Annotated in this window: 19 protein-coding genes; 12 read left to right on the forward strand and 7 right to left on the reverse strand. The window is 38.7% G+C overall.

Annotated features, from left to right (window positions below):
• The first annotated feature begins 179 nt into the window (after positions 1 to 179).
• The 4 genes from P20480_RS10080 to radD all read left to right on the forward strand — a co-directional run bounded on the left by P20480_RS10080 (position 180) and on the right by radD (position 8,834).
• On the forward strand, positions 180 to 3,104 hold the full coding sequence (locus P20480_RS10080; RefSeq protein WP_008129311.1) for a TonB-dependent receptor domain-containing protein: 2,925 nt from the start codon (positions 180 to 182) through the stop codon (positions 3,102 to 3,104).
• Positions 3,105 to 3,332: 228 nt separating this feature from the next.
• Positions 3,333 to 3,638: an H-NS histone family protein gene (locus tag P20480_RS10075; protein ID WP_008129312.1), complete on the forward strand. Its 306-nt coding sequence runs from the start codon at positions 3,333 to 3,335 to the stop codon at positions 3,636 to 3,638.
• 413 nt (positions 3,639 to 4,051) lie between these two features.
• Positions 4,052 to 6,943, forward strand: a complete 2,892-nt coding sequence (locus tag P20480_RS10070) for a TonB-dependent receptor domain-containing protein (RefSeq protein ID WP_008129313.1) — start codon at positions 4,052 to 4,054, stop codon at positions 6,941 to 6,943.
• 139 nt (positions 6,944 to 7,082) lie between these two features.
• On the forward strand, positions 7,083 to 8,834 hold the full coding sequence (radD, locus tag P20480_RS10065) for a DNA repair helicase RadD (RefSeq protein ID WP_008129314.1): 1,752 nt from the start codon (positions 7,083 to 7,085) through the stop codon (positions 8,832 to 8,834).
• A 21-nt stretch (positions 8,835 to 8,855) separates the two neighbouring features.
• Here the strand turns inward: radD and P20480_RS10060 are convergent, their stop codons facing one another.
• Complete coding sequence (locus tag P20480_RS10060; RefSeq protein ID WP_008129315.1) at positions 8,856 to 9,191, reverse strand: ribonuclease E inhibitor RraB; 336 nt, start codon at positions 9,189 to 9,191, stop codon at positions 8,856 to 8,858.
• Positions 9,192 to 9,393: 202 nt separating this feature from the next.
• On the opposite strand from P20480_RS10060, the gene P20480_RS10055 reads away from it, so the two are divergent.
• The 3 genes from P20480_RS10055 to P20480_RS10045 all read left to right on the forward strand — a co-directional run bounded on the left by P20480_RS10055 (position 9,394) and on the right by P20480_RS10045 (position 15,885).
• Positions 9,394 to 11,118 (forward strand): autotransporter assembly complex protein TamA, encoded by a 1,725-nt coding sequence (locus P20480_RS10055; protein WP_008129317.1) that lies wholly within the window; start codon positions 9,394 to 9,396, stop codon positions 11,116 to 11,118.
• A 7-nt stretch (positions 11,119 to 11,125) separates the two neighbouring features.
• Positions 11,126 to 14,806, forward strand: a complete 3,681-nt coding sequence (gene tamB, locus P20480_RS10050; RefSeq protein ID WP_033025391.1) for an autotransporter assembly complex protein TamB — start codon at positions 11,126 to 11,128, stop codon at positions 14,804 to 14,806.
• Positions 14,807 to 15,000: 194 nt separating this feature from the next.
• Positions 15,001 to 15,885: a peptidylprolyl isomerase gene (locus P20480_RS10045; RefSeq protein WP_008129320.1), complete on the forward strand. Its 885-nt coding sequence runs from the start codon at positions 15,001 to 15,003 to the stop codon at positions 15,883 to 15,885.
• Between the two features lie 58 nt (positions 15,886 to 15,943).
• Here the strand turns inward: P20480_RS10045 and queF are convergent, their stop codons facing one another.
• Positions 15,944 to 16,789, reverse strand: a complete 846-nt coding sequence (queF, locus tag P20480_RS10040; protein WP_006794065.1) for an NADPH-dependent 7-cyano-7-deazaguanine reductase QueF — start codon at positions 16,787 to 16,789, stop codon at positions 15,944 to 15,946.
• 59 nt (positions 16,790 to 16,848) lie between these two features.
• Between queF and syd the strand changes: the two genes are divergently transcribed.
• A complete protein-coding gene (syd, locus tag P20480_RS10035; protein ID WP_008129321.1) occupies positions 16,849 to 17,388 on the forward strand; it encodes a SecY-interacting protein in 540 nt (179 codons plus the stop codon).
• 63 nt (positions 17,389 to 17,451) lie between these two features.
• Here the strand turns inward: syd and P20480_RS10030 are convergent, their stop codons facing one another.
• From P20480_RS10030 to P20480_RS10020, 3 genes are all read right to left on the reverse strand, one after another.
• Entirely contained in the window at positions 17,452 to 18,225 is a 774-nt protein-coding gene (locus tag P20480_RS10030; RefSeq protein ID WP_006794063.1) for a Zn-ribbon-containing protein, read from the reverse strand.
• A 13-nt stretch (positions 18,226 to 18,238) separates the two neighbouring features.
• Positions 18,239 to 18,505 carry a hypothetical protein gene (locus P20480_RS10025; protein WP_006794062.1) on the reverse strand — a complete coding sequence of 89 codons (267 nt, stop codon included), beginning with the start codon at positions 18,503 to 18,505 and terminating at the stop codon, positions 18,239 to 18,241.
• A 263-nt stretch (positions 18,506 to 18,768) separates the two neighbouring features.
• Positions 18,769 to 19,005 carry a DUF2789 domain-containing protein gene (locus P20480_RS10020; protein ID WP_006794061.1) on the reverse strand — a complete coding sequence of 79 codons (237 nt, stop codon included), beginning with the start codon at positions 19,003 to 19,005 and terminating at the stop codon, positions 18,769 to 18,771.
• A 326-nt stretch (positions 19,006 to 19,331) separates the two neighbouring features.
• On the opposite strand from P20480_RS10020, the gene P20480_RS10015 reads away from it, so the two are divergent.
• Positions 19,332 to 19,976, forward strand: a complete 645-nt coding sequence (locus P20480_RS10015; RefSeq protein WP_008129322.1) for a GNAT family N-acetyltransferase — start codon at positions 19,332 to 19,334, stop codon at positions 19,974 to 19,976.
• A gap of 742 nt (positions 19,977 to 20,718) precedes the next feature.
• Here the strand turns inward: P20480_RS10015 and P20480_RS10010 are convergent.
• On the reverse strand, positions 20,719 to 21,018 hold the full coding sequence (locus tag P20480_RS10010; RefSeq protein WP_008129323.1) for a DUF3301 domain-containing protein: 300 nt from the start codon (positions 21,016 to 21,018) through the stop codon (positions 20,719 to 20,721).
• Entirely contained in the window at positions 21,019 to 22,047 is a 1,029-nt protein-coding gene (locus P20480_RS10005) for a DUF3549 family protein (protein WP_008129324.1), read from the reverse strand. It abuts the gene before it with no gap.
• A gap of 105 nt (positions 22,048 to 22,152) precedes the next feature.
• Between P20480_RS10005 and P20480_RS10000 the strand changes: the two genes are divergently transcribed.
• Genes P20480_RS10000 through P20480_RS09990 form a run of 3 tightly spaced genes read left to right on the forward strand, consistent with a single transcriptional unit; the run spans position 22,153 to position 23,679 of the window.
• A complete protein-coding gene (locus P20480_RS10000) occupies positions 22,153 to 22,473 on the forward strand; it encodes a YqcC family protein (RefSeq protein ID WP_033025393.1) in 321 nt (106 codons plus the stop codon).
• Positions 22,466 to 23,230 carry a tRNA pseudouridine(65) synthase TruC gene (gene truC, locus P20480_RS09995; protein WP_008129326.1) on the forward strand — a complete coding sequence of 255 codons (765 nt, stop codon included), beginning with the start codon at positions 22,466 to 22,468 and terminating at the stop codon, positions 23,228 to 23,230. Before P20480_RS10000 ends, truC begins: the two co-directional genes overlap by 8 nt.
• Positions 23,230 to 23,679 carry a flavodoxin gene (locus P20480_RS09990; RefSeq protein WP_008129327.1) on the forward strand — a complete coding sequence of 150 codons (450 nt, stop codon included), beginning with the start codon at positions 23,230 to 23,232 and terminating at the stop codon, positions 23,677 to 23,679. Before truC ends, P20480_RS09990 begins: the two co-directional genes overlap by 1 nt.
• The last annotated feature ends 27 nt before the right edge of the window (positions 23,680 to 23,706 follow it).

Here is a 23,706-nt window from a genome sequence, read left to right on the forward strand (position 1 = left end):
TGTAATAGCAATTTCTTTTCATATGTAATAATTAAATATTAATGCAACGTTAATTCCTTGTTGACCTTGTTGTTTCACTAGTATTATCATTGGTAACACAATCATGGCGTCTTGTAACAAGTTACGTGCCGCTAGATTGAAAAAATTATAATTAATAAATGTATTCCTGGGAGAATCAAATGTTAAATAGCAAAATCTCAAAAGCAGTTCGCTTAGCGATCGCTTTTGGTGCAGCATCTACAGCTGCGTTTTCAGCAAGTTCTTCTGCTGCAGAAGAAGAATCTGCAGCAAAAGTTGAGCGTATCCAAGTAACTGGTTCACGTATTAAACGTACAGATTTAGAAACAGCGTCACCGGTAACAGTGATTGATTCTGTTCAACTTGAGAATCAAGGTATACAAGACGTTGGGCAATTCCTACAATCTAGCGCTGTGATGTCTGGTTCACCGGCAATGACAACTACAAACAACGGTGGTAACGGTGGGACTTTCGTAGAACTTCGCGGATTAGGTTCGTCTCGAACTTTGGTACTTGTAAACGGTCGACGCCCAGTTTCTTCTGATTTCCAAGGTATCCCAGCTTCAATGATCGACAGAATTGAAGTTCTTAAAGATGGTGCGTCTGCTACTTACGGTGCCGATGCAGTAGCTGGTGTTGTTAACATCATCACTCGTGATGATTTTGAAGGCGTTGAGTTTAAAGCTCAAACTTCTGGTTCTTTTGATGTATCAGAAAATAAACAAGTTGGTTTTAGTTTAGTTGCTGGTAAGAATTTTGATGCTGGTAATATTGTTGTTGGTATAGATTATGTTGATCAATCTGAAGTATATCAAGGCGATGTAGATAAAGTTGATTTCTTCAATTTCCCATGGCAGGTATGGGGCGATGATGCTGAAAAATCTTTCCGTGAGAACGGATTAATTGGTTTGCCAAATGAAAATGCTAACGTAATTGAAGTTGGCTCTGGCTCTATCCCTTGTGGTAACTTTTATCTAGCTAATACAGCTGGTAGTTTTACTAATGATACGTGTGATGGTGGTATCGCTTCTGCAGCTGATATGCGTCCTTATGTGGGTGGTGGAGCAAATAACGACACTTATAACTATGCACCAGTAAACTATCTTCAAACGCCATATAAAAAATTGAACTTCTTTATTGAAGGTGGTTTTGAGATTAATGACGATACTCGTATGTACACTGAAACGCGAATTAACAAGCGTACATCACGTCAAGAGTTAGCTGCAGTTCCATACGATACTCGCTTTGATCCAGCTTACAGTGGTACATATGAGCAATTAGACGCAGATGGTAATACTGTATTAGATGCAGATGGCAATCCTGTAATGATCGCTTTTAATGGTGTTTCGAAAGACAACTATTATAACCCATTTGACAATGACGTAACTCGTTCACGCCGACGCATGCTTGAAGGTGGACGTAGTTTTGAGCAAGACATCGTTAGATTCCAACAAGTTTTAGGGCTTGAAGGTGACTTTGGTGATGGTTGGTATTATGACGTAAATTACAACTACGGTTATAGCCAAACAATCAGTACTGATTTTGGTCAACTTTATGGGCCAAATTTAGCTAAAGCAATGGGTCCATCTTTCCAAGATGATGCTGGTAATATCGTTTGTGGAACCGAAGCTTCTCCAATTGCTGACTGTGTTTCTATGAACGTATTTGGCGGCCCAGGTTCTGTAACTCAAGAAATGCTTGACTACGTTACTTCACCGTTAGTTGATTCATCAAATTACACCATACAAACTCTAACTGGGTTTTTGGGCGGCGACTTCTTTGAATTACCAGCAGGTGTAGTTTCAGGTGGTTTTGGTTACGAATACCGTAAAGAAGAGTTAGAGAGCCAAGTCGATTCTGGTAAGTTTATGGGTGAAGTAACAGGTAATAAGAGTAAAGGTACAATTGGTGACTTCTATGTACATAGTTTATTTGCTGAATTCCGTATCCCATTACTAGAAGACTTACCTTTCGCTGAGCGTGTAGAAATGCCAATTGGCGTGCGTTACGATGACTTTAGTGCTTTTGATTCATCAACAACTTACCAGCTAGGTCTTGAGTGGAAAGCTAATGATGATCTTTTACTTCGTGCAACGTACGGGACAGTATTTAGAGCACCAGGCATCTCTTCTCTATACGGACCACAAAATGATTCATTCCCATCAGCTACAGATCCATGTAGCACATCTAACTGGGCATCATTAACATCTACGCAGCAAGGTTACTGTACTGCCGATGGTGTTCCTGCTGGCGGTAGTAACAACCTTGACTCTCAGCAGTTAGCGAAAGTGGGCGGTAATGAAGAATTACAGCCTGAAGAGGGTGATACTTTTACATTAGGTTTAGCATGGTCTCCTGAGTTCATTGAAGGCCTTGGTATCACTGTAGATTACTGGTCAATTGAGCTTGAAGAAGTTATTGATTCAGTAGGTGCATCTGATTCTTTAAGAGGTTGTTACTTAGGTGGAATCGAGTCTTTATGTTCTAATGTTGAACGTACAAACGGCGAGATATCTCTTCTTAGCGCTCAGGCGACTAACTTAAGCCGTATGACAGCTAAAGGTATTGACTTCGAAGCTAGCTATTCATTTGAAGCTTTAAACGGTTCTTGGAGTTCGGTCTTAAGCTGGACACACTTCTTAGAGCGTGAAAACCAAGTTTATGACTCAGCTGATTTCGCTTTCAAAATGAGAGACTTAAATGGTCGCTTTGAAAATGATACAACGTACGCTACAGATAAAGTTAATTTAAATGTTTCTTACACTTTGGATAACTTAAATTTAGCTTACAGCATGAACTACATTGGCGGGACCGAGTATGAAGACCTTCTTTACTGGGGTACTACGGCTGTTAACCCGGATGACGAAAATAGTCCACTAGTTCAGTATGGTGTAGATTCTTACATGTACCATGACCTAACAGCCACATATAACTTTGAGTCTAAAACTACAATTTCAGTTGGTATCACCAACCTTACTGATGAGTTACCTCCATACATTGAGCCTGCTTTCAATGGTAACACTGATGAAAGTAACTACAGACTGTTTGGCCGTAGCTGGTTCATGAGATTTTCTCAAAGCTTCTAAGCCAAAACTTAGTTAAGTTTATACTATTTAAAACCCTGCGAATTTAAGCAGGGTTTTTTCATTTAAATGCGGTTTGTAGTTTCAGACTCCAAGGGGTCAAATTCAAAAGTTTACTTTATCAAGAGTGTGAACCATCATTGTTTAAATGATTTTTAATAGAGAGAATACAATTTTTGCCTTATTGTGTGATCGTTACAACTTAGATAATTTTAAATTAAAGAGATATAGATGAAAGAAGTTCGAGCTTTTATAAAGACTGCATCCTTAACTGAACTTGAAAAAGCACAACAATTAGTTACTGATGCAATTTCAAAATATACCCAACAGCAAAAAGCAAAACAGGAAGTTTTGGATCTTTTAAAAGAAAAAGGACTTACGTTAGAAGATTTACAAGATATTACCTCAGATAAACGTACTAAAGTTGCGCCTAAGTACCGAATGGAACTAAATGGTGAAGTAATAGAGTGGACCGGCCGGGGTCGTCGTCCCAAAGCGTTTGAAGGCGTTGAGCTTGAAAAGTATTTAGCTAAATAATTATATTAGTGGTTAGAAATTAGTTTTTGAATACCTAATAAGTTAATTAGGTATTCAAATGACTTTTCAGTAACTATAACCCTTTCTCATTCCTTAGTCCCTTGGTTTGATACCACTTCTGCTAACAAAGTTATACTGATCGTAGCTTATAACTTAATAGTAATCTAATAAGCCGCTTATTCCTAAAACGGCGATTAACGTTTCGGTACGCGAGTACCATTAAGTATTCAATCATCGAACATTTCTAAGCTTTTTAGCACTTCATTATTTATAACTTATAAAAGCTACACCTTAACGCAATCTGTGTTGATAAGTTTGTAAACTTGTGGTTAATATATAGATTCAAAACAGGTACTAATGTTAATTTATTTGTTTTGAATCAAAATAATTAAAATACAAACAGGGATTTCAATATGATAAATAATAAAGTTTCAAAAGCAGTTCGCTTAGCGATTGCTTTTGGTGCGGCATCAACAGCTGCTTTTTCAGTAAACTCATTTGCTGAAGAGCAAGAAGGAGCCGAAAAAGTAGAGCGAATTGAAGTGACAGGCTCTCGTATTTTACGTGAGGGGGCAATAGCACCTTCACCAGTTACAGTTATTACAGGTGAAGATCTAGTTAGTACTGGTGCAATGAATATTGGTGAAGTTTTAAATAAATTACCAGCATTAGCTACCACATACTCGCTTGCTAACTCAGGTCGTTTTATAGGCACGGCTGGTATCAGCTTACTTGACTTACGGGGAATGGGCAGCTCTCGTACCCTAGTATTGGTAGATGGTAAGCGTCATGTTGCTAGTGCGCCTGGTACATCATCAGTAGATACCAATACAATACCTAGCGCTTGGATTGAAAAAGTAGAAATAATTACAGGTGGTGCTTCTGCTGTTTATGGCGCAGATGCTGTAACTGGCGTTGTTAACTTTATATTGAAAAAAGATGTTACAGGTTTTAACGCAACCGCTACAAAGGGTTATGCAGATAATAGTAAATATCAAAATGAGAAATTTACATTATCATATGGCACAGATTTTAACGAAGGCCGTGGTAATGCTGCATTTTCAGTCGAATATAATGCCCAGGACTCATTGAATGCGCTTGATAATCCATGGACGGCAACGTCATATGCATCTTTACCTTATGATGTGGTTACAGGTCAAACTCGACCAGATGACCAAATTGATAGTGAGGACTATCCTGATAAATTTCTATTACCAAACGCAGGTTATTACCTAATATCAAACCAAGGCACAGTGTGGAATCCATTCACTGGTGGCATAATGGGTAAGTTTAATGGTGATAGTACACTTGGTGATGTTTACACTGGACCTATTGCGGATGGTTCCTTTTGTGCAAGCCCTGGTTGTGATTATATTAATTTAAGACAATATTCAGAAATTCAACCAAAATTTGATCGTGTAAACTTTAACTTTAAAACGAATTATGATGTTACGGATGAACTGAACGTTTATTTTCAAGCAAAATACTCTAAAACTGAGGGTGAAAATGTTGGACAGCCGTTTTTCCGTTTTTACAGTGGTGCCAACTTAATTCAACGAGACAATGCATTCTTAACACCAGATGTTGCTCAGTTAATGGACGACAACGACTTACCCTTTATTGGTGTTAACAAAATGTTTAATGATATTGGTCGTCGTCTAGAAGAAAACACTCGTGAAACAACGCGCTTTGTAGCTGGTATTCAAGGCGAAATCAGTGAAGACTGGTCTATGGATATTTCACTCGTACATGGTAAATCAGAAATTGAGCGTATTAACGGTGCTAACGTTATTATGGCAAATTATGCTAATGCTATAGATGCTGTATTTGATGATAGCGGAAGTATTGTTTGTCGTGATGAAGCAGCCCGTGAAGATGGCTGTGTAGCTGCGAATATAATGGGTGACGGCGCTATTAGCCAAGAAGCGATTGACTATGTAACAACGACTTCAATTGGTACGTCTGAAATTAAACAAACCGTGTTCAATGCAACATTTAGCAACTCTGCTATTTTTGAGCTACCTGCGGGTATGGTTGGATTTGCTGGCGGTGTTGAATACCGAGATGAAACAAGTGTTACTATTGAAGATGCCTTTGCTAAAACAGGTGCAACATTCTTTAATGCGCTCGGTGAGACTGATGGTGGATATGATGTAACTGAAGCATTTTTTGAATTATCAGTTCCGCTTATTGAAGATGTATTTTTAATTGATACCTTAGTATTTGATACAGCAGTTCGTTATGCTGATTACTCAACAATTGGTGATACAACAAGCTGGAAGTTAGGACTTGATTGGACTGTTACACCAGAGCTTCGTGCTAGGTTTACATTGTCAGAAGCTATGCGAGCGCCAAATATTGATGAGTTATTCTCCGGTCAAAGCCAGTCTTTCGCAGGTGTTGACGATAGTTGTAAGGTCTCAGAGCTTGCTCAATTAAGCGATTCAGGTCGTGCTATCCGAGAGCAAAACTGTGCTGCATTAGGCGTTCCAGCAGATTTTGATTCAAACTACGATAGCGCAACGCTTGAAACTTTAGTGGGTGGTAACCCTGATCTTCAACCTGAAGAGTCTAGATCAATCACTGCAGGTATTGTTTATCAACCTGAGTGGTTAGAGGGTTTCAGTGTAACAGCTGATTACTGGGAAATTGATATTGATGACACAATTAGCGGTATCGGCTTTCAAACAATTATAGACCGTTGTGTTGATTCACCAACAGGTATTGATAATCAGTTTTGTGGTCTGATTACTCGTGATCCAAATACAAGTGAAATTACGCTTCTTAAAGGGTTTGCATTGAACATTGCTCGAAGCCTAAATTCTGGTGTCGATTTTGAGTTTGGTTATGATTTTGATGCGCTAGGCGGAAGTTTTGGTACTAGTTTTATTGGTACTTACTTAATTGAAGCAAAAGACTTCCCGTTCTCTGCAGAGCCTGAAAATTATACTGATTATGAAGGTGTGTTAGGTGATGAAACATGGCAAGGTAGTATCTCAGTTGATTATACATACGAAAATCTTGTATTAGATTTTAGTACTCGCTTTATTAACGGTGTTGAGTTGTACGATCATAAGTCTATCGAGACAAATCCAAATCCATCTAACCAGATGCGTTACGGTTCTTACTTTATAACTGATGCATCAGTTGCTTATAAGTTTGATAGTGGAGTTGGCTTTAAGTTAGGTGTTGATAACCTATTTAATCGTGGCTTACCTGGTAGCACTACCGGTACAGGTGCAGGATCGGCAATTTACGACAATATTGGTCGATTTGCTTACCTACAAGCTTCTTATAAGTTCTAAGTTTAATGTTTTGATGCATAAACTGAACGTATAAAAAGCAATTACATTTTAAAGTAATTACAAGCCCTCTTAGTTTTTATTAAGGGGGCTTTTTATATTAAGGTACAATAGTAAATATATAATATGAACTCTTACACTTATGAGCTATAAACTTAGACCCTATCAGCAAGAGGCGGTTGAACGCACCGTTGTTCACTTTAGAAAAACGAATGATCCTGCAGTTATTGTGTTGCCAACAGGTGCAGGTAAAAGCCTTGTCATTGCTGAGCTTGCCCGTATAGCTAAACAAAAAATATTGGTCCTTGCTCATGTTAAAGAACTTGTAGAGCAAAATTCACAAAAATATAAAAGTTTTGGTTTAGAGGCGAGTATATTTTCCGCAGGTTTAAAAGAAAAATCTTTAACCCATCAAGTCACTTTTGCTAGTGTGCAGTCACTTTCACGTAATTTGGATAAACTCAATGAGCATTATTCTTTACTTATTATTGATGAATGCCACAGAGTAAATGGTGATAAAAAAAGCCAATACGGCAAAGTTATAAGTGCATTACAAGCGTACAACCCGCATTTAAAAGTATTGGGTTTAACGGCTACGCCTTATCGTTTAGGCATGGGGTGGATATACCATCACCATTATCATGGTTTTGTTAAAGGGACGACAGAAAGCCCATTTAAACGTTGTATATTTGAATTGCCGCTTAGGTACATGATTAAAAATAACTACTTAACCCCACCAAATGAAGTTGATGCTGCCATTAACCACTATGATTTTTCGTCTCTAGAGACGAATGCGTTTGGCCAATACACTGCCGATGATATGAACGCGCTTTTAAAAAGTAACGAGCGAGCAACTCAGGCTATTCTTAAACAAGTGATTGCATATAGCGAGCAGCGCAAAGGTGTAATGGTTTTTGCGGCAACAGTTATGCATGCCCAAGAAATATTAAGCTACTTACCAACAGCCCAAAGCGCGCTAATTACAGGCGATACGCCTAATATTGAACGCGATAAAATCATTTCTGCGTTTAAAAGTAAAACGTTAAAGTATTTGGTTAATGTTTCTGTGTTAACAACCGGCTTTGATGCGCCACATGTAGATTTTATTGCCATCTTGCGTCCTACAGAGTCTGTAAGCTTATACCAACAAATTGTAGGTCGGGGCTTACGATTATCAGAATCTAAAACCGATTGCTTAGTGATTGATTATGCCGGAAATGGTTTTAATTTATTTCACCCTGAAGTAGGGGATAAAAAAGGCGACAGCGATAATGAACCTGTACAAGTACTTTGTCCAGGTTGTGGGTTTGCTAATATATTTTGGGGTAAAACGAACTCTGCTGGCAAAGTTGTTGAGCATTTTGGTAGACGTTGCCAAGGGGTATTAGAAGACGATGAAGGTAGCAAAGAGCAGTGCGATTATCGTTTTAGATTTAAAGAGTGTGAGGAATGTGGTGCGCAAAACGATATTGCTGCTCGAAAATGCCACGACTGCGGCGCTATAATGGCTGATCCTGACGACAAGTTGCGTAATGCGCTAAACTTAAAAGATGCATTAGTGCTTCGTTGTAGTGGGCTAACAGTAACTCAACTTAAAGACGAGCTAATCAAAGTTACTTATTTTGACGAAAACGGCACTAGTTGTGATGAAGTTTATAACTTTGCCAGTAAAGGCGGTCAGTTTATCTTTAATAAACAATTTGGCAAACGGCTTGCGCATGGACAAAAACCAACAGACTTTAAAGCAGCAGAACAGGTAATTAAAGCGCAGTTCGACTTGGTGCCCCCTGACTTTGTGATTGCGCGAAAAAGTAAAAAATATGGTTGGAAAGTAGCAGATAAGCTATTTGATTATAAGGGGAGTTTTAGAAAGGCAAATCAGTTAAGTCGTTAAACTTAACTGATTTTTAATATATTAAGCGGCGTCTTCGTCCATTAATCCCCAGCCGTCACCGTAACCGTTATAGCCATTCGCTATACTTTCTAGGTACTGTTCAGCTTGGCCCAGTAATGTGTGCTCTGGTACCATTTGTACATGAGTGATTACTTCCCAAACGCCAGTGTCTTTGCATTTTTCGACGTCGGCGGTTTGTACTAATGCATCAGAAACAATGTCTTTAGCAAACTTATCAGCATCGGCTTGTTGCTCAAATAAAATGAAAAAGTCGATTTGCTGCATTTTGCTTAAATCGACGCCTGCAGCGGCTATTTCGGCTAACAGTTGGCCGTTTTCGTCATCTGGAAATTGCATTAAAAACTCATCTAAAAATAATTTTGTGTTCGTTGGCACTATTGTAACTAAAATATTGTCTTAACGCGTACTAATTTTATCTTCTTCACATTTCATATTTAAACTGAGTTTGTCATTAAGTTAATGTGTTGCTCATTATGGCTATGTTAATATGCGCCACATTAGCTCATTTTAAGTAGTATATAAGAGTAAGGATATTTGCTTGTTTATTAAGTTTTTACGTTGCATGTGCATTGCCACTGTTTTTATGGCTGCAAATTCCTATGCGGTAGAAAAAGTGATCGAAGACTACAAAATTAAAGGCATAAATGGTGATTTAGAAAAAAACGTAGCGCTTTACTTAAAGCAGCTTACAGGTGAAAAACCAACGAGAACCCTTCAACGTTATGCTAAAAGTCAGGTACAAAACAGCATAAAAGCACTGGGTTACTACAGCCCAACAGTTGAGGTTGAATTTGATAAAGACGATAGTGAACTCGTTGTAAAAATTGAGCGTGGTCCTGCAACACGGATAGACGCCATTAACATTACATTAAATGGTGAAGGGAAGAACGATAAACAATTACAAACCCTTATTAAAAATACCAATTTAAAACAGGGTGATGTTCTAAACCATGGTGACTATGAATCAGCGTATAAAAAAATAGAATCTATGCTTTTGGAGCTTGGCTATTTTGATGCTAAATGGCCTGCCCGCAAATTAGAAGTTTCAATTAAAAAAAATAGTGCCGTTGTCACGTTTGTGATTAACACCGGTGTGCGTTATCAATATGGCAGTATCGAAATTACCAGTGATACGCCAGCTGAAAAATATATTCGTTCTTTGTCACCATTTACTCAGGGACAACCTTATAAATCAACTTACATAGCCGACTATAACCTTGAGCTTTCGAGCACACCTTATTTTGCTAGTGTGCGTGTTTATGCTGATATTACAGCGCGCAAAAACGCCCAACTTCCTATCAAAGTTGAGGTTGTACCTAAACCTGCAAATAGCTTTGAAATTGGCGGCGGTGTGTCTGAAAGTGAGCCTAGGTTTCGTTTTAAGTGGAGTAAACCTTGGATCACAGAGGATGGCCATTATCTCGATACAAATATGAATATAGCCGAAAAGCAACAAGATCTCTCTATGGCATACACCGTTCCTGTAGACGACCCTAATGATGATTTATGGCGTTTTTCTGTAGGTTATAAATTAGAAGACGAACTTGCAGATGATGTCTACAGCGAGATATTAACCGCACAATTACAAAGGCAGTGGCTTACTGAGGAAAATTGGGTAAGAACAGCGTTTTTACGTAGAGACCAAGAGACGTATCGTCTGGGCGATGATCCAGAAGAGTCGACTGAAATGTTAATGCCCGGGATTAGTTATGCTCGCAAAAGTTTAAAAGGGGGAACGACTCCTTATTGGGGCGAGCAATGGCTTATATCAGCAGAGTTTGGCCTAGATGATGCGCTTTCCAGTACGAATTTGTTGAGGGTTCAATTACAGCATGCATGGCTTCGTACATACCTTAATAAGCATTTAGTTTTTCTTAAGGCAAACATTGGCGCAATGCTAGTTGATGACATAAATAATGTACCGTATTCACTGCGGTTTTATGCCGGCGGTGATCAAAGCGTTCGTGGTTTTGCTTATCAGTCAATTTCGCCAGAAAATGATGATGGTGAACTAATAGGGGGTAAATATTTGCTTGCTGGCACTATGGAGTACAACTATCAGTTTGCTCAAAATTGGCGTGCAGCATTATTTGTTGATGGTGGTACTGCTACGAATGATTTTTCAGATGAATTTGAAGTGGGTGCTGGTTTTGGTTTTCGATATTTAACGCCTGTGGGCCCTGTACGAATAGATCACGCTTGGGGCTTAACTAAAGATAGCAAAAGTACCCGTTTGAGTATTACCATAGGGCCAGAAATTTAATGTCAATATTAAAAAAATAACAGCCACAGTAAGTGCAATTTTAGTTTCGCTAATTATTAGCGTATTTTGTTTATTATTTACTGCACCCGGTAATCAATTTATTGCCTATACGGCAAATAAAGTTGTTGATGGATTACACATAGAAATTAAAGATGGTCGCTTTATTTATAACGATGCGTTTAATGTTCGTTTTAAAAATAATGGTTTAGATTTTAATGCTCAGCAATTAAAGATCGATTTATTTTGGTGGCAGTGTGATGGTATCTGTGTTGATAATTTAAGCGCTAAATCTATTAAATTAACCTTGCCAAAAGCAGTTGAGGCAGAAGATGAAACACCCTCTGAGCCCCTTGAAAAAATTACTTTACCTTTTAATGTTTCAATAAAAAATATAGCGGTTAATGAGTTTACATTAAACCACCCTAGTGCAGATGTGAGCGTTAATAACTTTAAACTATCAGCTAAAGCTGAAGGTTCAAAACTCACAGTAAAAAGCTTAAATATCCCGAGTATACTTGTTGCTTTAAAAGAGCAAGAACAACCTGCCAAGGCGCAAACTGCTCAAAGCAACAAAGCTGCACTTACGCAATTACCAGCACTTCCTGATATTAAATTTACATCACCCATTGATTTAGCCATTGAAGCCCTTGATATCGCAAAGGTAACAATTGAGCAGGGCGATGCGCAGCATAATATCGAAAACATTTCGCTGCAATTAAGTGTAGAAGATGCCGTGATTAATTTGCAGTCGCTTTCAGCTACCTATGAGCAGTGGCAGCTTAATACCCAATTAGATGCAGAGCTTTTAGGTAACTTGCCTGTAAAAGGCTTAGTGACTTTAAAAAGTGATGAGCACCAAGCAAACTTAGAGTTAAACGGTGATTTAGCTGACTTAACTATACATTTAGAAACGAGTGGCCAATATCCGCTCACGTTAACAGCGAATGCTAATTTAAAGCAAAAAAATTACCCATTTGAGCTAAGCGGTAACATTAAGCAATGGCTTATTGATGCGCAGAGTAACGAACTAAAAGTTAAAAATGTAAGCCTTAATGCAAATGGTAATGCCGATGACTACCAACTCAATTTGCAGGCAAACAGCCAATTAGGTGCTTATCCGGCTGTTAATCTTAATACTCAGCTAACAGGCGGTTTAACTCAAGCTGCGCTTAAAACATTAAGTATTAAGGCCAATGAAAGTAGTTCGATTATAAAAGCTAATGTTGATTGGCAACAGGGCATTAAAGCGAGTTTTAACGGCTCGCTTTCAAACCTAAAATCGCAGTATTTTACGGATGCTGTAACCAGCGATATTTCAGGGCAATTTAAAGGTTCATTTAATGCTGCAGAAGGCTCGTGGCAACTACAAATGGATGATACTAAGTTAATCGGATTACTAAACGAGGTACCCCTTGAGTTTGCGTCAAACTTTCAGCTTGATGATGCATTAAAAGCCAATATTGATAGCCTTTATTTAAGTAGCGGCACTAATAAATTAGTACTCAGTGGGCAAGTTAATGATAGCTGGAAAGTTGACGGTAAAATAACACTTAAAAGTAATAAAGAGGCAAATATGCCATTTATTGCCGATGGCAACGCCGATTTAAAAGTAAGAGGGCAGAGGCTAACACCTTCTGTCGATTTAGCGTTAATACTTGATAGCTTCATTTTTAATGAAATCAATATAAATAAACTGACGGTAAAAGGGCAGTTAGATACAGCCGCTGATTGGCAAACTGACGTATCGTTGAGTGTTGGCTCGGCGCTTGTGGCTGGTGAGCAAATTAATAGTGTAAAAGTTGATATTAGCGGCGATAAAACAGATCACCAACTTACAGCATCTGTAGATGCCGAGCAGGGCAGTGCAGAGCTTGAAGTAAATGGCAAAATTAATAACGCTACCTGGAATGGTGAGTTTAGTAATGTAAGGCTAAGCGATAAAAAGTTAAGCTTTAGCAACACTAAAAATATTGCCGTTATGTTTAATTCTCAAAACGGTAATTTTAATGTAAGTGCGCACTGCTGGGCTTCTCAGCAAAGCGAGCTTTGTATAGACACGCTAGCTCAATCTAAAGAGTTAGGCCAGTTAAATGCTAAGTTAAACAATTTAGCGCTTGAAGAGCTTAAACACTTTTTACCCGATAACATTCGCACCCGTGGTGATGTAAAAGGTAATGTGGCGCTCAATTGGAATGCAGGCGCTCTTAAAACATTACGGGCAAGTTTAAATGCAAGTGACTTGACCACTGTTTTAACCTCAGAAGAAGATCGCTTTAAATTACCTATAGAAACACTCAGTATTAGTGCTTTTTCAGACTCTCAAAAAGGGCAGCTTGAAGCAAAAATAGAGTCAAGCGTACTAGGTAAAATTGATACATACATTAATATTGACGACATACAAAATACGCAGGCGCTTAATGGCACTATTAATATTGATAAAATATTACTTTCGGACTTACAACCCTTTATTGAAACTCTTGAGCAATTAAAAGGTGATATTAGCGGTAAGGTCGCACTTGCGGGTACGTTAAAAGATCCACTATTAAATGGTGAGCTTAACGTAAACGATATAAACCTTGAGGGTGAACAGCTTCCTATTGCGCTACAAAAATCAAATATAAACATATTATTTGATAAAACGACCGCCACAATAGAGGGCAATTTAAACGACAATCAAGGTGGCAATGTAAAGCTAAACGGTGATGTTGATTGGCAAGGTGAACAACCTGAAGTAAATGTAAATGTGCAAGGCGAGCAGTTTTTTGTACGCGCACAACAAGGCGTTACTTTTAAAATATCGCCAGATTTAAAAATAGGGTTAGCTAATAATGCACTTAAATTAGCGGGTGAAGTAGTTGTACCTTATGGTCGTATTACGATTGAAGAGCTTCCAGAAGGCGCTGTGCAGGTTAGTGACGATGAAATTATTGTTGATCAAAAAACTGAAACCAACGAAAAGGTACCATTTGACTACGACATAGACTTAAATGTGATCGTTAAAAATGACGTTAAAGTAGAGTCGTTCGGATTAGAGTCTAAAGTGGCTGGTGATTTAGCGATTAAAATGAGTCAAGGTGTTCCAATTATTGCAACGGGTGAGCTTAATTTAATAAATGGCACTTATTTAGCATTTGGCCAAGATTTAATTATAAGAACTGGCCAAGTGGGCTTTAGTGGCTCCATCGAACATCCCTATTTGAATATTAAAGCAATCAGAAACCCAGCTAATACAGCAAATGGTGTTATAGCTGGTGTTACGCTTACGGGAAATGTTAAAGAACCCACTCTAAAGCTGTTTTCTGAGCCTGCAATGGATCAGGCGCAAACCTTAGCATACTTACTCAATGGACAGCCGTTAGGAGAGGGGGAGGGAGCATCAAGCAACGCTATGCTTGCCCAGTTATTACTTTCTCAAGGGGTTAGTAGAAGTGAAGGGGTTGTGTCAAAGGTAGGTGAAACGTTTGGTCTTTCTGATGTTAGCTTAAGTTCGTCAGGAAGTGGTGATAGCACTAAGGTAGAAATTTCAGGCTACGTTGCGCCTAGCTTGCAAGTTAAATACAGCGTTGGGGTATTCGAGTCACTTAGTGAAGTGGCCATTCGTTACCAGTTGTTGTCGCAACTCTATATAGAGGTAACCAGTGGTTTATACCAAAATGTTGATGTGCTCTATAAATTTGATTGGGACTGAACTATAAGCTCTAGAGCCTGATGAACTGTCAGGTTGAATTTGCAGCAGCCTGTTTGGTATTTGGGCAAGGAAGAGCCTATGTTTTATGGTTATCACCTATAAATTGGCGATAACCTCGCATTAATGTCAAACAGACCCTAGGCAAGTTAGATTGCTTAAAGCTACTTTTAAATAATAAAAATAAAAGGTTGAATATGAAAACACGTTGTTCAATTTATGTAATGGCACTTTTGTTGAGCGGCTGCGCGACAACAACGAACAATAAATCCGTAATAAATATACAAACACCACTTAGTGCCAATGATGTAATAAAAAATGCAACTGCAGATGAGTGGCAAGTAGTCGATCCTCAAAATATTTTAAAAATAACCTTACCTACTGGTTCGGCTTACATAGCATTAAATCCGCAACTAGCTCCAAAACACACGCAACATATTAAAACGTTGGCGCAAGAAGGCTTTTATAAAAACACCCGTGTCTATCGTTTTGTAGAAGGGTTTGTAGCACAAGGCGGCGACAGCTCGGGTAAAAAAGAAATAAAAACAGCGAATAAAACCGTACCTGCAGAGTTTTATTTACCAACATCGCAACCATTAAAAATTACCGAGTTAAAAGGCGATGGATACGCGCCTGTTACGGGGTTTTTAAATGGTTTTGCTGTTGCGCAAAACCAAACACAGACTCAAACATGGCAAGTGCATTGCAATGGTGTATTTGCAATGGCACGCGCTAATGATATAAACAGCGCAAGTACTGAGTTTTTTGTCACTATTGGGCAAGGCCCTCGTTACCTTGATAAAAACATTACCGTGTTTGGAAGAGTACTCGAGGGTATGGAACACTTTAATCGTTTGCAGCGTTTACCCACTGAGGGACTGGCGTTTAATCCAATAACGAATATTGAAGTGTTGGCTGATGTTAATAGCGATGCAACAGTATTCAAGGTAATGAAGACAAATTCAGCATCGTTCAAGCAACTGATAGATGCACGTAAAAGCCGAACGGAACCCTGGTTTGTCCAATCGTATAATTACGTTGATGTATGTGGTATGCCTATCCCAACAAAGCGCGTTATTTAAATATTAAAAAAGGAGCTGAGGCTCCTTTTTAATGTTTATGTTTGAGTGTTTAACGTATTTACTGACGATTAATCTTAACGGCAAACGGTGTTTCGTTATAATGCGTAGAACGGTATGGGTTTATGTCTAATCCGCCTCGGCGTGTATAACGTGCATACACTTCAAGCTCTTTAATGTTGAGTTGCGTGGTTAAGTCACTATAAATGCGCTCTACACATTGCTCATGAAACTCGTTATGTGTTCTAAACGATATTAAATAACGTAGTAGCGATTCACGGCATATCTTCTCGCCCGTGTATCTTATAATAATGCTCGCCCAATCTGGTTGAGACGTTATTAAGCAATTAGATTTTAGCAAATGGCTATTGAGTGTTTCGGTTACTATTTCATCGCTATGTGCTTTAAGTGAATAGGCATCAATATCATAGTTATCAATTTCAATATCTAAATCATCAATGCATTCCCCAGGCAGTGCAGTACAGGGTAAACAGTTAAAATCGTCCGCTTTGTATAGGGTTACTTGTACCGGACTATTAACTGCGCCTGATAAGTCATCGATTAAATGTTGCTTAACTGTGTTTATGCTCTCAAAACGAGTTTGATTAAAGCTGTTTAAATAAAGCTTAAACGATTTAGACTCAATAATGTGGCTGCTTTGGCATGCAAAAGTAAATAAGGCGACAGCCACTTGCGGTTTACCTTTGGCGTTTAACCACGAAAGTTCGTAACCTGTCCAAATATCTTGGCCTTTAAATGGCAATTCGGCTTCATCAATATTTAAAGCATCACGATTTAGCTTGCGCGCAATTGGGAAAAGCAAGCTTGGCGTATAGTCGTCTACATACTCAGTAGATTGTCCTAATACACTGCCTTTAAGGTCTGGAGAGTTGCTGTAATCTGTCATGTTTGCTCTTAAATAGTTACAATGTGCGCATTATATCTAATTTAATTGAGTTTCACAGTATGTCTGTAGCATTGCTTTTAGAACAACTTCACCATCAATTTAGCGAAAATACCCTCAAAAACACTGCTAAGTACCCACTTATAGCACACGATGAACAATGGCCGAGTCCGTGTGAGCTAGGCGAGGTTGACGAGCAAGGAAATATTCAATGGCAAGGCGTACGTCAGCAGCCAGCAGGCTCATTAAACAATTTAGCTAAGGCATTAGAGCTTGAGTTTCCAACAGCGTTAAGCGAACTTTATGGGCACATGTACGGTGGTAGCGTATTGGCAATTATTGACGGACATCAAATTGAACTGTTGCAAGCATGGAATAGCGACGACTTCGATATGCTTCAACAAAACATCACTGGTCATGTTTTAATGAAACGAAAGCTAAAACAACCCGAAACTGTGTTTATTGGTTTAACAGATAAAGAAGATTTACTGGTCAGTGTGTTAATTCATACCGGAGAGGTGTGTCTTGAGCACGTCGGTAAAAAAACGCACCATGTACTTGCACCAAATATAGAGTCGTTTTTAAAAGCGCTTGAAGTATAAAACGTCATTAATAAATCAGCTTAGCAAGATCGCTGAGCTGATTTTAAAAAGTCATTAGAGAGGCTATTGAAAATCCCACGACACATTAGAGACTAAACCACACGGTTCACACCTAAAATCAAATAGCCCAAACCAAGGTTCATCTAGTTTCCAATCGCTATTACAGCTTGGACATTTACGCTCAAGCTCAGAGGCTTTATCCACACCACCAACTCGATATAAGTAGTAGTAAACCGGTTTTTTAGTTAAAAAACTAATGCGTTTGGTGATGTCTTTTCCGCGGCGATATAAATCACTTTTAGTACTGGATATTTCCTCAAGGGCAGGAAACTCACAGCGTGTTGCGCCATTAATTTGTATTTGATCGCATGCTTGCCAATCTTCTTGCCACTTAATTAGCGTTTTGTAATCACCATTGGCAATAGCAGGGATGCGAAATAGAGGCACAGGTAAAAAGTCGTCGCCACAATAAAGAGGGCTACAGGTATGCACATAAGTAGTATATAAAATGTAACTTGACGGCTCAGTGCAGCAATCCGCTCCATTAGAGTGAATATCTTGGCCAATCACTTTTACTTTGGGAGCCAATAAACCAGCGTTATGGAGTTTTTCAATGCTGTGTTTAACAAAAGGGCTATTATTTAGTGGATGCATAGCGTCTTCAGTTGGGCACATAACACGGGTTATGAAAAAGCCGTCTTTTAAAACGGTGGGGAACTCTTCCCCCATTATTTGGCCATTAAAGCGAAGCGCATTTACTAAGCGGTTTATGGCTTGTTCGGCTTGTTCTAGGGTGGTGTCTTGGTAGCAATCAAATGTTAAATCAACAACAAACATTTATGGTCTCAAATTATTTTTGTTCTAGCAGTGCAAGTAATTGATCAAGTTTTTGCTCAATTCTGTCTAGTTGGCTTGCTTTTAGCTCAGCGTTTTCTGGCTGCTGGGAAGTTTTAATAAAGTTATTTATAGAATCCGGGTTATTTTTGTATTGGCTCACAGCTGCAATAATCATTGGCATTGGAACCGGTTGCGCTAAGCGACTTTTAGTTAATGCGACTGTGGGTGTTTTGCCTTCATCTAAAAGGACTTGAATTGCATCAAATACAACTGAATTCATTATATTTATAACTCTTAAATTAAATAAAGCGCAACATACACATGCTGCGCGGGTGCTATGGTAGCAATAAAATGGGTATGCTACATTAAATAACCTAATACTTAGGTTAAAAACTCATTTCTAATAACTTACCTCAACGCTAACTTGCGTAAATATGCCTGAGACAAGTCAAAAATCGATCAGTAAATTGGCCCTGCTCCATTAAACATCGTCATGGATTAGTAATTTTGAAGGCTTTAACATAGCTATCTAGCTAAATAATGCTATTTGCCTTGGCGAAGACGAACATCTAACTCATCAATCACTTCACTCCAGGCGCCATCCTCAGCAAGCGATTCCGCTAAAAAGTGTTGCTGTGCTTCATCCCAAAATGCTGCATCTTGAAGCAGTGTTGTGTCTTTTAACTCATGTGAAGCAATAAATTGATCTATTTGAGATTCTGAATTTGGTAAACCAAGTTGTGCAAATAATGTATGAATATCGTGTTTTGTAGTATCCATGTTACGACTCCTTTAAATAAACAATAAATTACCTTAAGGCCCAACAATACATTGTGCTAGCTAAACTCAAGCTGAATTGTCGGTTAATTACTTTAGGTATATAGTAAAGTTAAGTTCTGAATAATAAATTGCCTAAACCGCTGTTAGCGCTTTATAAAGGATAGTAAAAATAAATAACACTTTGATATTATTTCTCTCTTTAAGCGGGCAATACGGCGTAATATCCAGTTCTTAGATTAAATATACTCGTAAATGCAGTTATTCGCGTATAGCTTTAGTATTTGAGCTCTGATTATATTTACGGCTAAAACAATAAAGGACATACAATGAGTATAACCGCACAAGAAGAAACGTTCAGCGTACAATACATTGAAGCAGAAGATATAAGCACTGCCGCAAGTTTAATTTATCAGGCATACCATGATGACCCTGTACTAAAAACAATGCTAGGTTATGATGGAAAAAATAAAGCCGTTTACGAGAAAAAGTTACGTGCATTAATACGTGAAGAACTCAGTAGTTTTTGGCAAGAAAAGCAACCACTAATAGGGCTTTATCGCAGTGGCAAATTAAAAGCAGTAGCCTGTATGTTTGATTCTTTAAGTCAACTTCAAGCTCAGCGTTATTGGCATTGGCGCTTAAAATTAATGCTGAGTGCGGGTTACTTACAAACTAACCAGTTAATAGAAAAAGAACAAACTATTAGAGATACACTAAAAGAAAAAGGCCGTTATTACTTTTTAGCTTTTATTGCAGTAGATCCTCATTTTCATGGTCAAGGGTTTGGTCGGTATTTACTCAGAGGGCTTGATGAGCTGGTAAAGGCAAATAGTGAGTCTTCTGGATTGGCAGTATTTGTAACGCGTAGTGAGCATACAGAACTTTTTAAATCTGAAGGGTTTCTGACTTTTAAACAGCTTACGTTTAACCAAGTTGCTGGTGAGTTACTATTTAAAAATGCATTGGGTTAAAAACGTAACTTATAGTGTGTAAGTTAATGCGCCCAAACGGACATGTGTCCGTGCGATATATCTTACATTAACGTGAGAGTAATCAGTTAAAGGTGGCCAATTGGTCGCCTTTTTTCATTTAAGTGCATGTTTAATATTAATTTATTGATTTTTAATTTTTATGACAAAGAATTATTTTGTCTCACATACTACTTCCTCCTCTCGTTTACTCTAAACTTTACCTTGTCAAGAAGACATAGCTTAATGAATAAGCTACTGCCATGGATAAGGAATAGGCAAAATAGCAGATGCTAGCAGGATGCAAAAAGGACAAGTTAACAAGGACAGCAAGGATGAATAGGAAGTGCAAGACGCACTAAGTGGCAGGAGCTACTTCAAGGATATAAAGGATTAAAGCTGCAGGACGCAGCCACGTACTAGGTTGCACGTGAATGCTTGGAAAGCAAAGGGACAACGCAGGAAGCACAAAGTGGCAGGGCGCTACTTCAAAGGATTAACATGGATGATGCTATAGATTTAGCCAAGCGTTAGTTTACGCGGGTTTGCCAAGGTGGCGATGGATATTGCATGAGGCAATGTGAGGGTAAACAAGGTTGTTTACTCGTTCAGGGGATGAAAAAACGGATTATAGATAGTGGATATCTAGCAGGAAGCAGTCCAATTGGGGCGTAACTTTAGTTACGCCTTAGTTTTTTGTACTACACAATTGCAATAATTTTATACATTAAAAGCATAAGAGCACTTAGATTTTGTGTGGTGGAACGACAACACTTTTTAAAAACTCATTTTCCATAATAAGCATTCCCTGATACGCATTTTCACCGTCACTTGAAAACTCAAATGAAAATTCACTTTTTATTCCCGGTTTACTACTTTTTAGAAAACCAAAACGGCGCTTAGTGCACGCAACACTCATAAGTTGCACATTTAATTGCTCACATTGACGTTTAGCATGAACATTAGCCGCTTCGGCGACTTTTCTATTTAGCCAAAACAAATAAATAACACTACCAATTAATATAAACGTCCATAAACTTGCCATTTAAGAGAATAACCTTCCAATTGCACGAGCGAGGGCCTCGCTTCGATCTTCTTTTCGTAATAAACCTAATAGGTGAGGTCGAATGGTCGGTATTGCAACTAAGTCAGCAAAAATACTTGGAAAAAGCGCCTCTATTTTTTGATGTTGAGCACAATTATCCATAAATATATGCAATCGTTCAGGGTCTTCTAACTGAACAAAACAACGCCCAGCAATTGTTAAAAGTACGTCAGAGTCGCTTTTAAGAGCTGAATTCAATGTTGCATCAACAAGCTGCGCGCACAAACCTTGTGCCTGACCTTTAGACATTGAGCGTAGTGCAGCGGTTAACGCTATCGTATCACTATTATTAATAGCTGTTTGACCCTGCGCGAGTAAAAGCTCACTCAGTGTTGGTGGTATTGCAACATGTTCAAGCATTGCACTTAGTGGCTGCAATACTTCAAGGGGTAAATGCGCCCAGGCTTTTTGTAAGTTACTTAAGTTTTGATCGTTATCTAGGCGCAGCGCAAAATCAGCAATGCCTTGTAGTGCCACACTTTGCCAATTATCAAAGCCTAACTTTGCACTAAAATATAGCTGAGCGTATTCGTAATATTGTGAAGCAGGTTGCTTTAGTAACACTTTAACTTGCGCGTTAAATGCAGCCAGTTTATTTGCATTAGGCGTAAACACATAAGGATTGTTATCAAGCTTGCCATCTGCTTTTTCACCTGTAATTTCAGTGCCAAGAGCTTGAATAACCATATCGGCAAAGTGATCACGACTTGCACTAACTAATTTACTTTGCTCATCTAGCGGAAATTTTAAAAACCACACATAGGGTTCTTTGCTCGCTTTGGCATCCCAGAACTGAATTGCTATCCACGCATGACCAGCCAGCGGATAAGGGTAAGGTACTTGGGCTTGTTCAATAGCTAAAAACTGTTGTTTATCGAGTTTAGTAATGTGCCTGCCAATATCAAAAGCCCGCCATTGCGTGCCTGCACCATCTAAAAGTTGGCCTAAGGTTGCTATTTGATCACTCATTGTTTTCCCGGTCGTTTTTAACTGCAAAATTGCGCTAATTATACGCCATAGCGAGCTTTGTGGGAACAGGGTATAATTGCTGCATAACTTATAAAGAGGGTGGTTATGTTCCAACAGACCCAAGCTTATCTAGTGCAATTAAAAGCGCTATTACAAAAGCATCAACTTTGGCAATGTGAGCCAATTTCAGCAGAAGCACTAAATTCTAGTGTTCCCTTTTGTCACGATTCGATGGCGTTTGAGCAGTGGCTACAGTTTGTCTTTATTGAAAAAATGCAGCATTTGATCACTTATAATCAACCATTACCGCGAAACTTTGCAATTGCTCCCATGGCGCAAATGACCTTGATTAATAAATCAGGTGGAAATGAAATTATAGAGGTGCTGACACAGCTAGATGCACTATTAGGAGAACCGCATGAGTGAGCGCCTAGCGCCTACTGAATACGGCGAACTCGACATTTTGTATCAAGACGAAAACTTTGTAGCCATTAATAAACCGTCAGGGCTATTGGTACATCGCTCCTTTTTAGATAAACATGAAACTCAATTTGCTATGCAAATGTTGCGCGATCAGTTAGGGCAGCACGTTTTTCCAGTACATAGGCTAGATAGACCTACGTCAGGTGTGCTGCTATTTGCTTTAAGCTCTGAAGCCGCGCGCGATATGAATCAGTTATTCATTGAAGGTACTATTGCTAAGCGATATTTAGCTCTAGTGCGCGGATTTGCCCCTGATTCGGTTTTTTTAGATAAGCCTTTAAAAGAAGAGCTTGATAAAATTGCCGATAAATTTGCAAATCAAAATAAAGCACCTCAAGAGGCGCAAACTCAGTTTAATTGTTTGTATCAAGCTGCATTACCTATTCCAATAGGCAAATACCCAACGGTTAGGTACTCATTAGTTGAGTGTTTTCCTAAAACAGGGCGCAAGCATCAGATTCGCCGGCATTTAAAACATTTATCATTACCAATAATTGGTGATGTTAATCATGGCGACAATCAACATAACCAATTTTTTAGGGATCATTTTGAATTACGACGCTTAATGCTGTTTGCAACTGAGCTGAGTTTTGTGCACCCTTATACCAACAAAGCAATTACGATAAAAGCGCCACTAGGTCATGATATGCTACAGATTTGTGAGCAACTTGGTTGGCCAAACGAAGAGAAGGATTATTAATGGCACATATTAGTATTTTTGTGGGCACTGTAAATGGTGGTGCTGAATGTTTAAGTGATGATATAGCTGCAACTATTGAGCAGGCGGGTCATAGCGCAGCGGTCATCACAGAGGCTTCGCTTGACGATATTAAAAACGCATCAAACATATTAATTGTTACCTCAACGACAGGCCAGGGTGACGTGCCAAGTAACCTAGCTGGCTTATATTATGCGCTTAATAGCAGTTTTCCTATGCTTACAGATAAGCCATTTGGAGTGGTGGCTATGGGCGACAGAAGCTATGGTGATACTTTTTGCGGTGCAGGTAGAAGTTTTGATGAACTATTACGTGATTTACAAGCAAAACCTGTCGGTAACCGTTTAGAAATTGACGCGTGTGAAGATTTTGAGCCTTGGCCAGTGACAGAGCCTTGGTTAAAAGCATGGCTTGAAAAGCTCCCAGATTAATTTTTATATACCAACAAAAAGAAGAGC

The organism is Pseudoalteromonas sp. BSi20480 (assembly GCF_000241365.1).
GTDB lineage: Bacteria > Pseudomonadota > Gammaproteobacteria > Enterobacterales > Alteromonadaceae > Pseudoalteromonas > Pseudoalteromonas marina.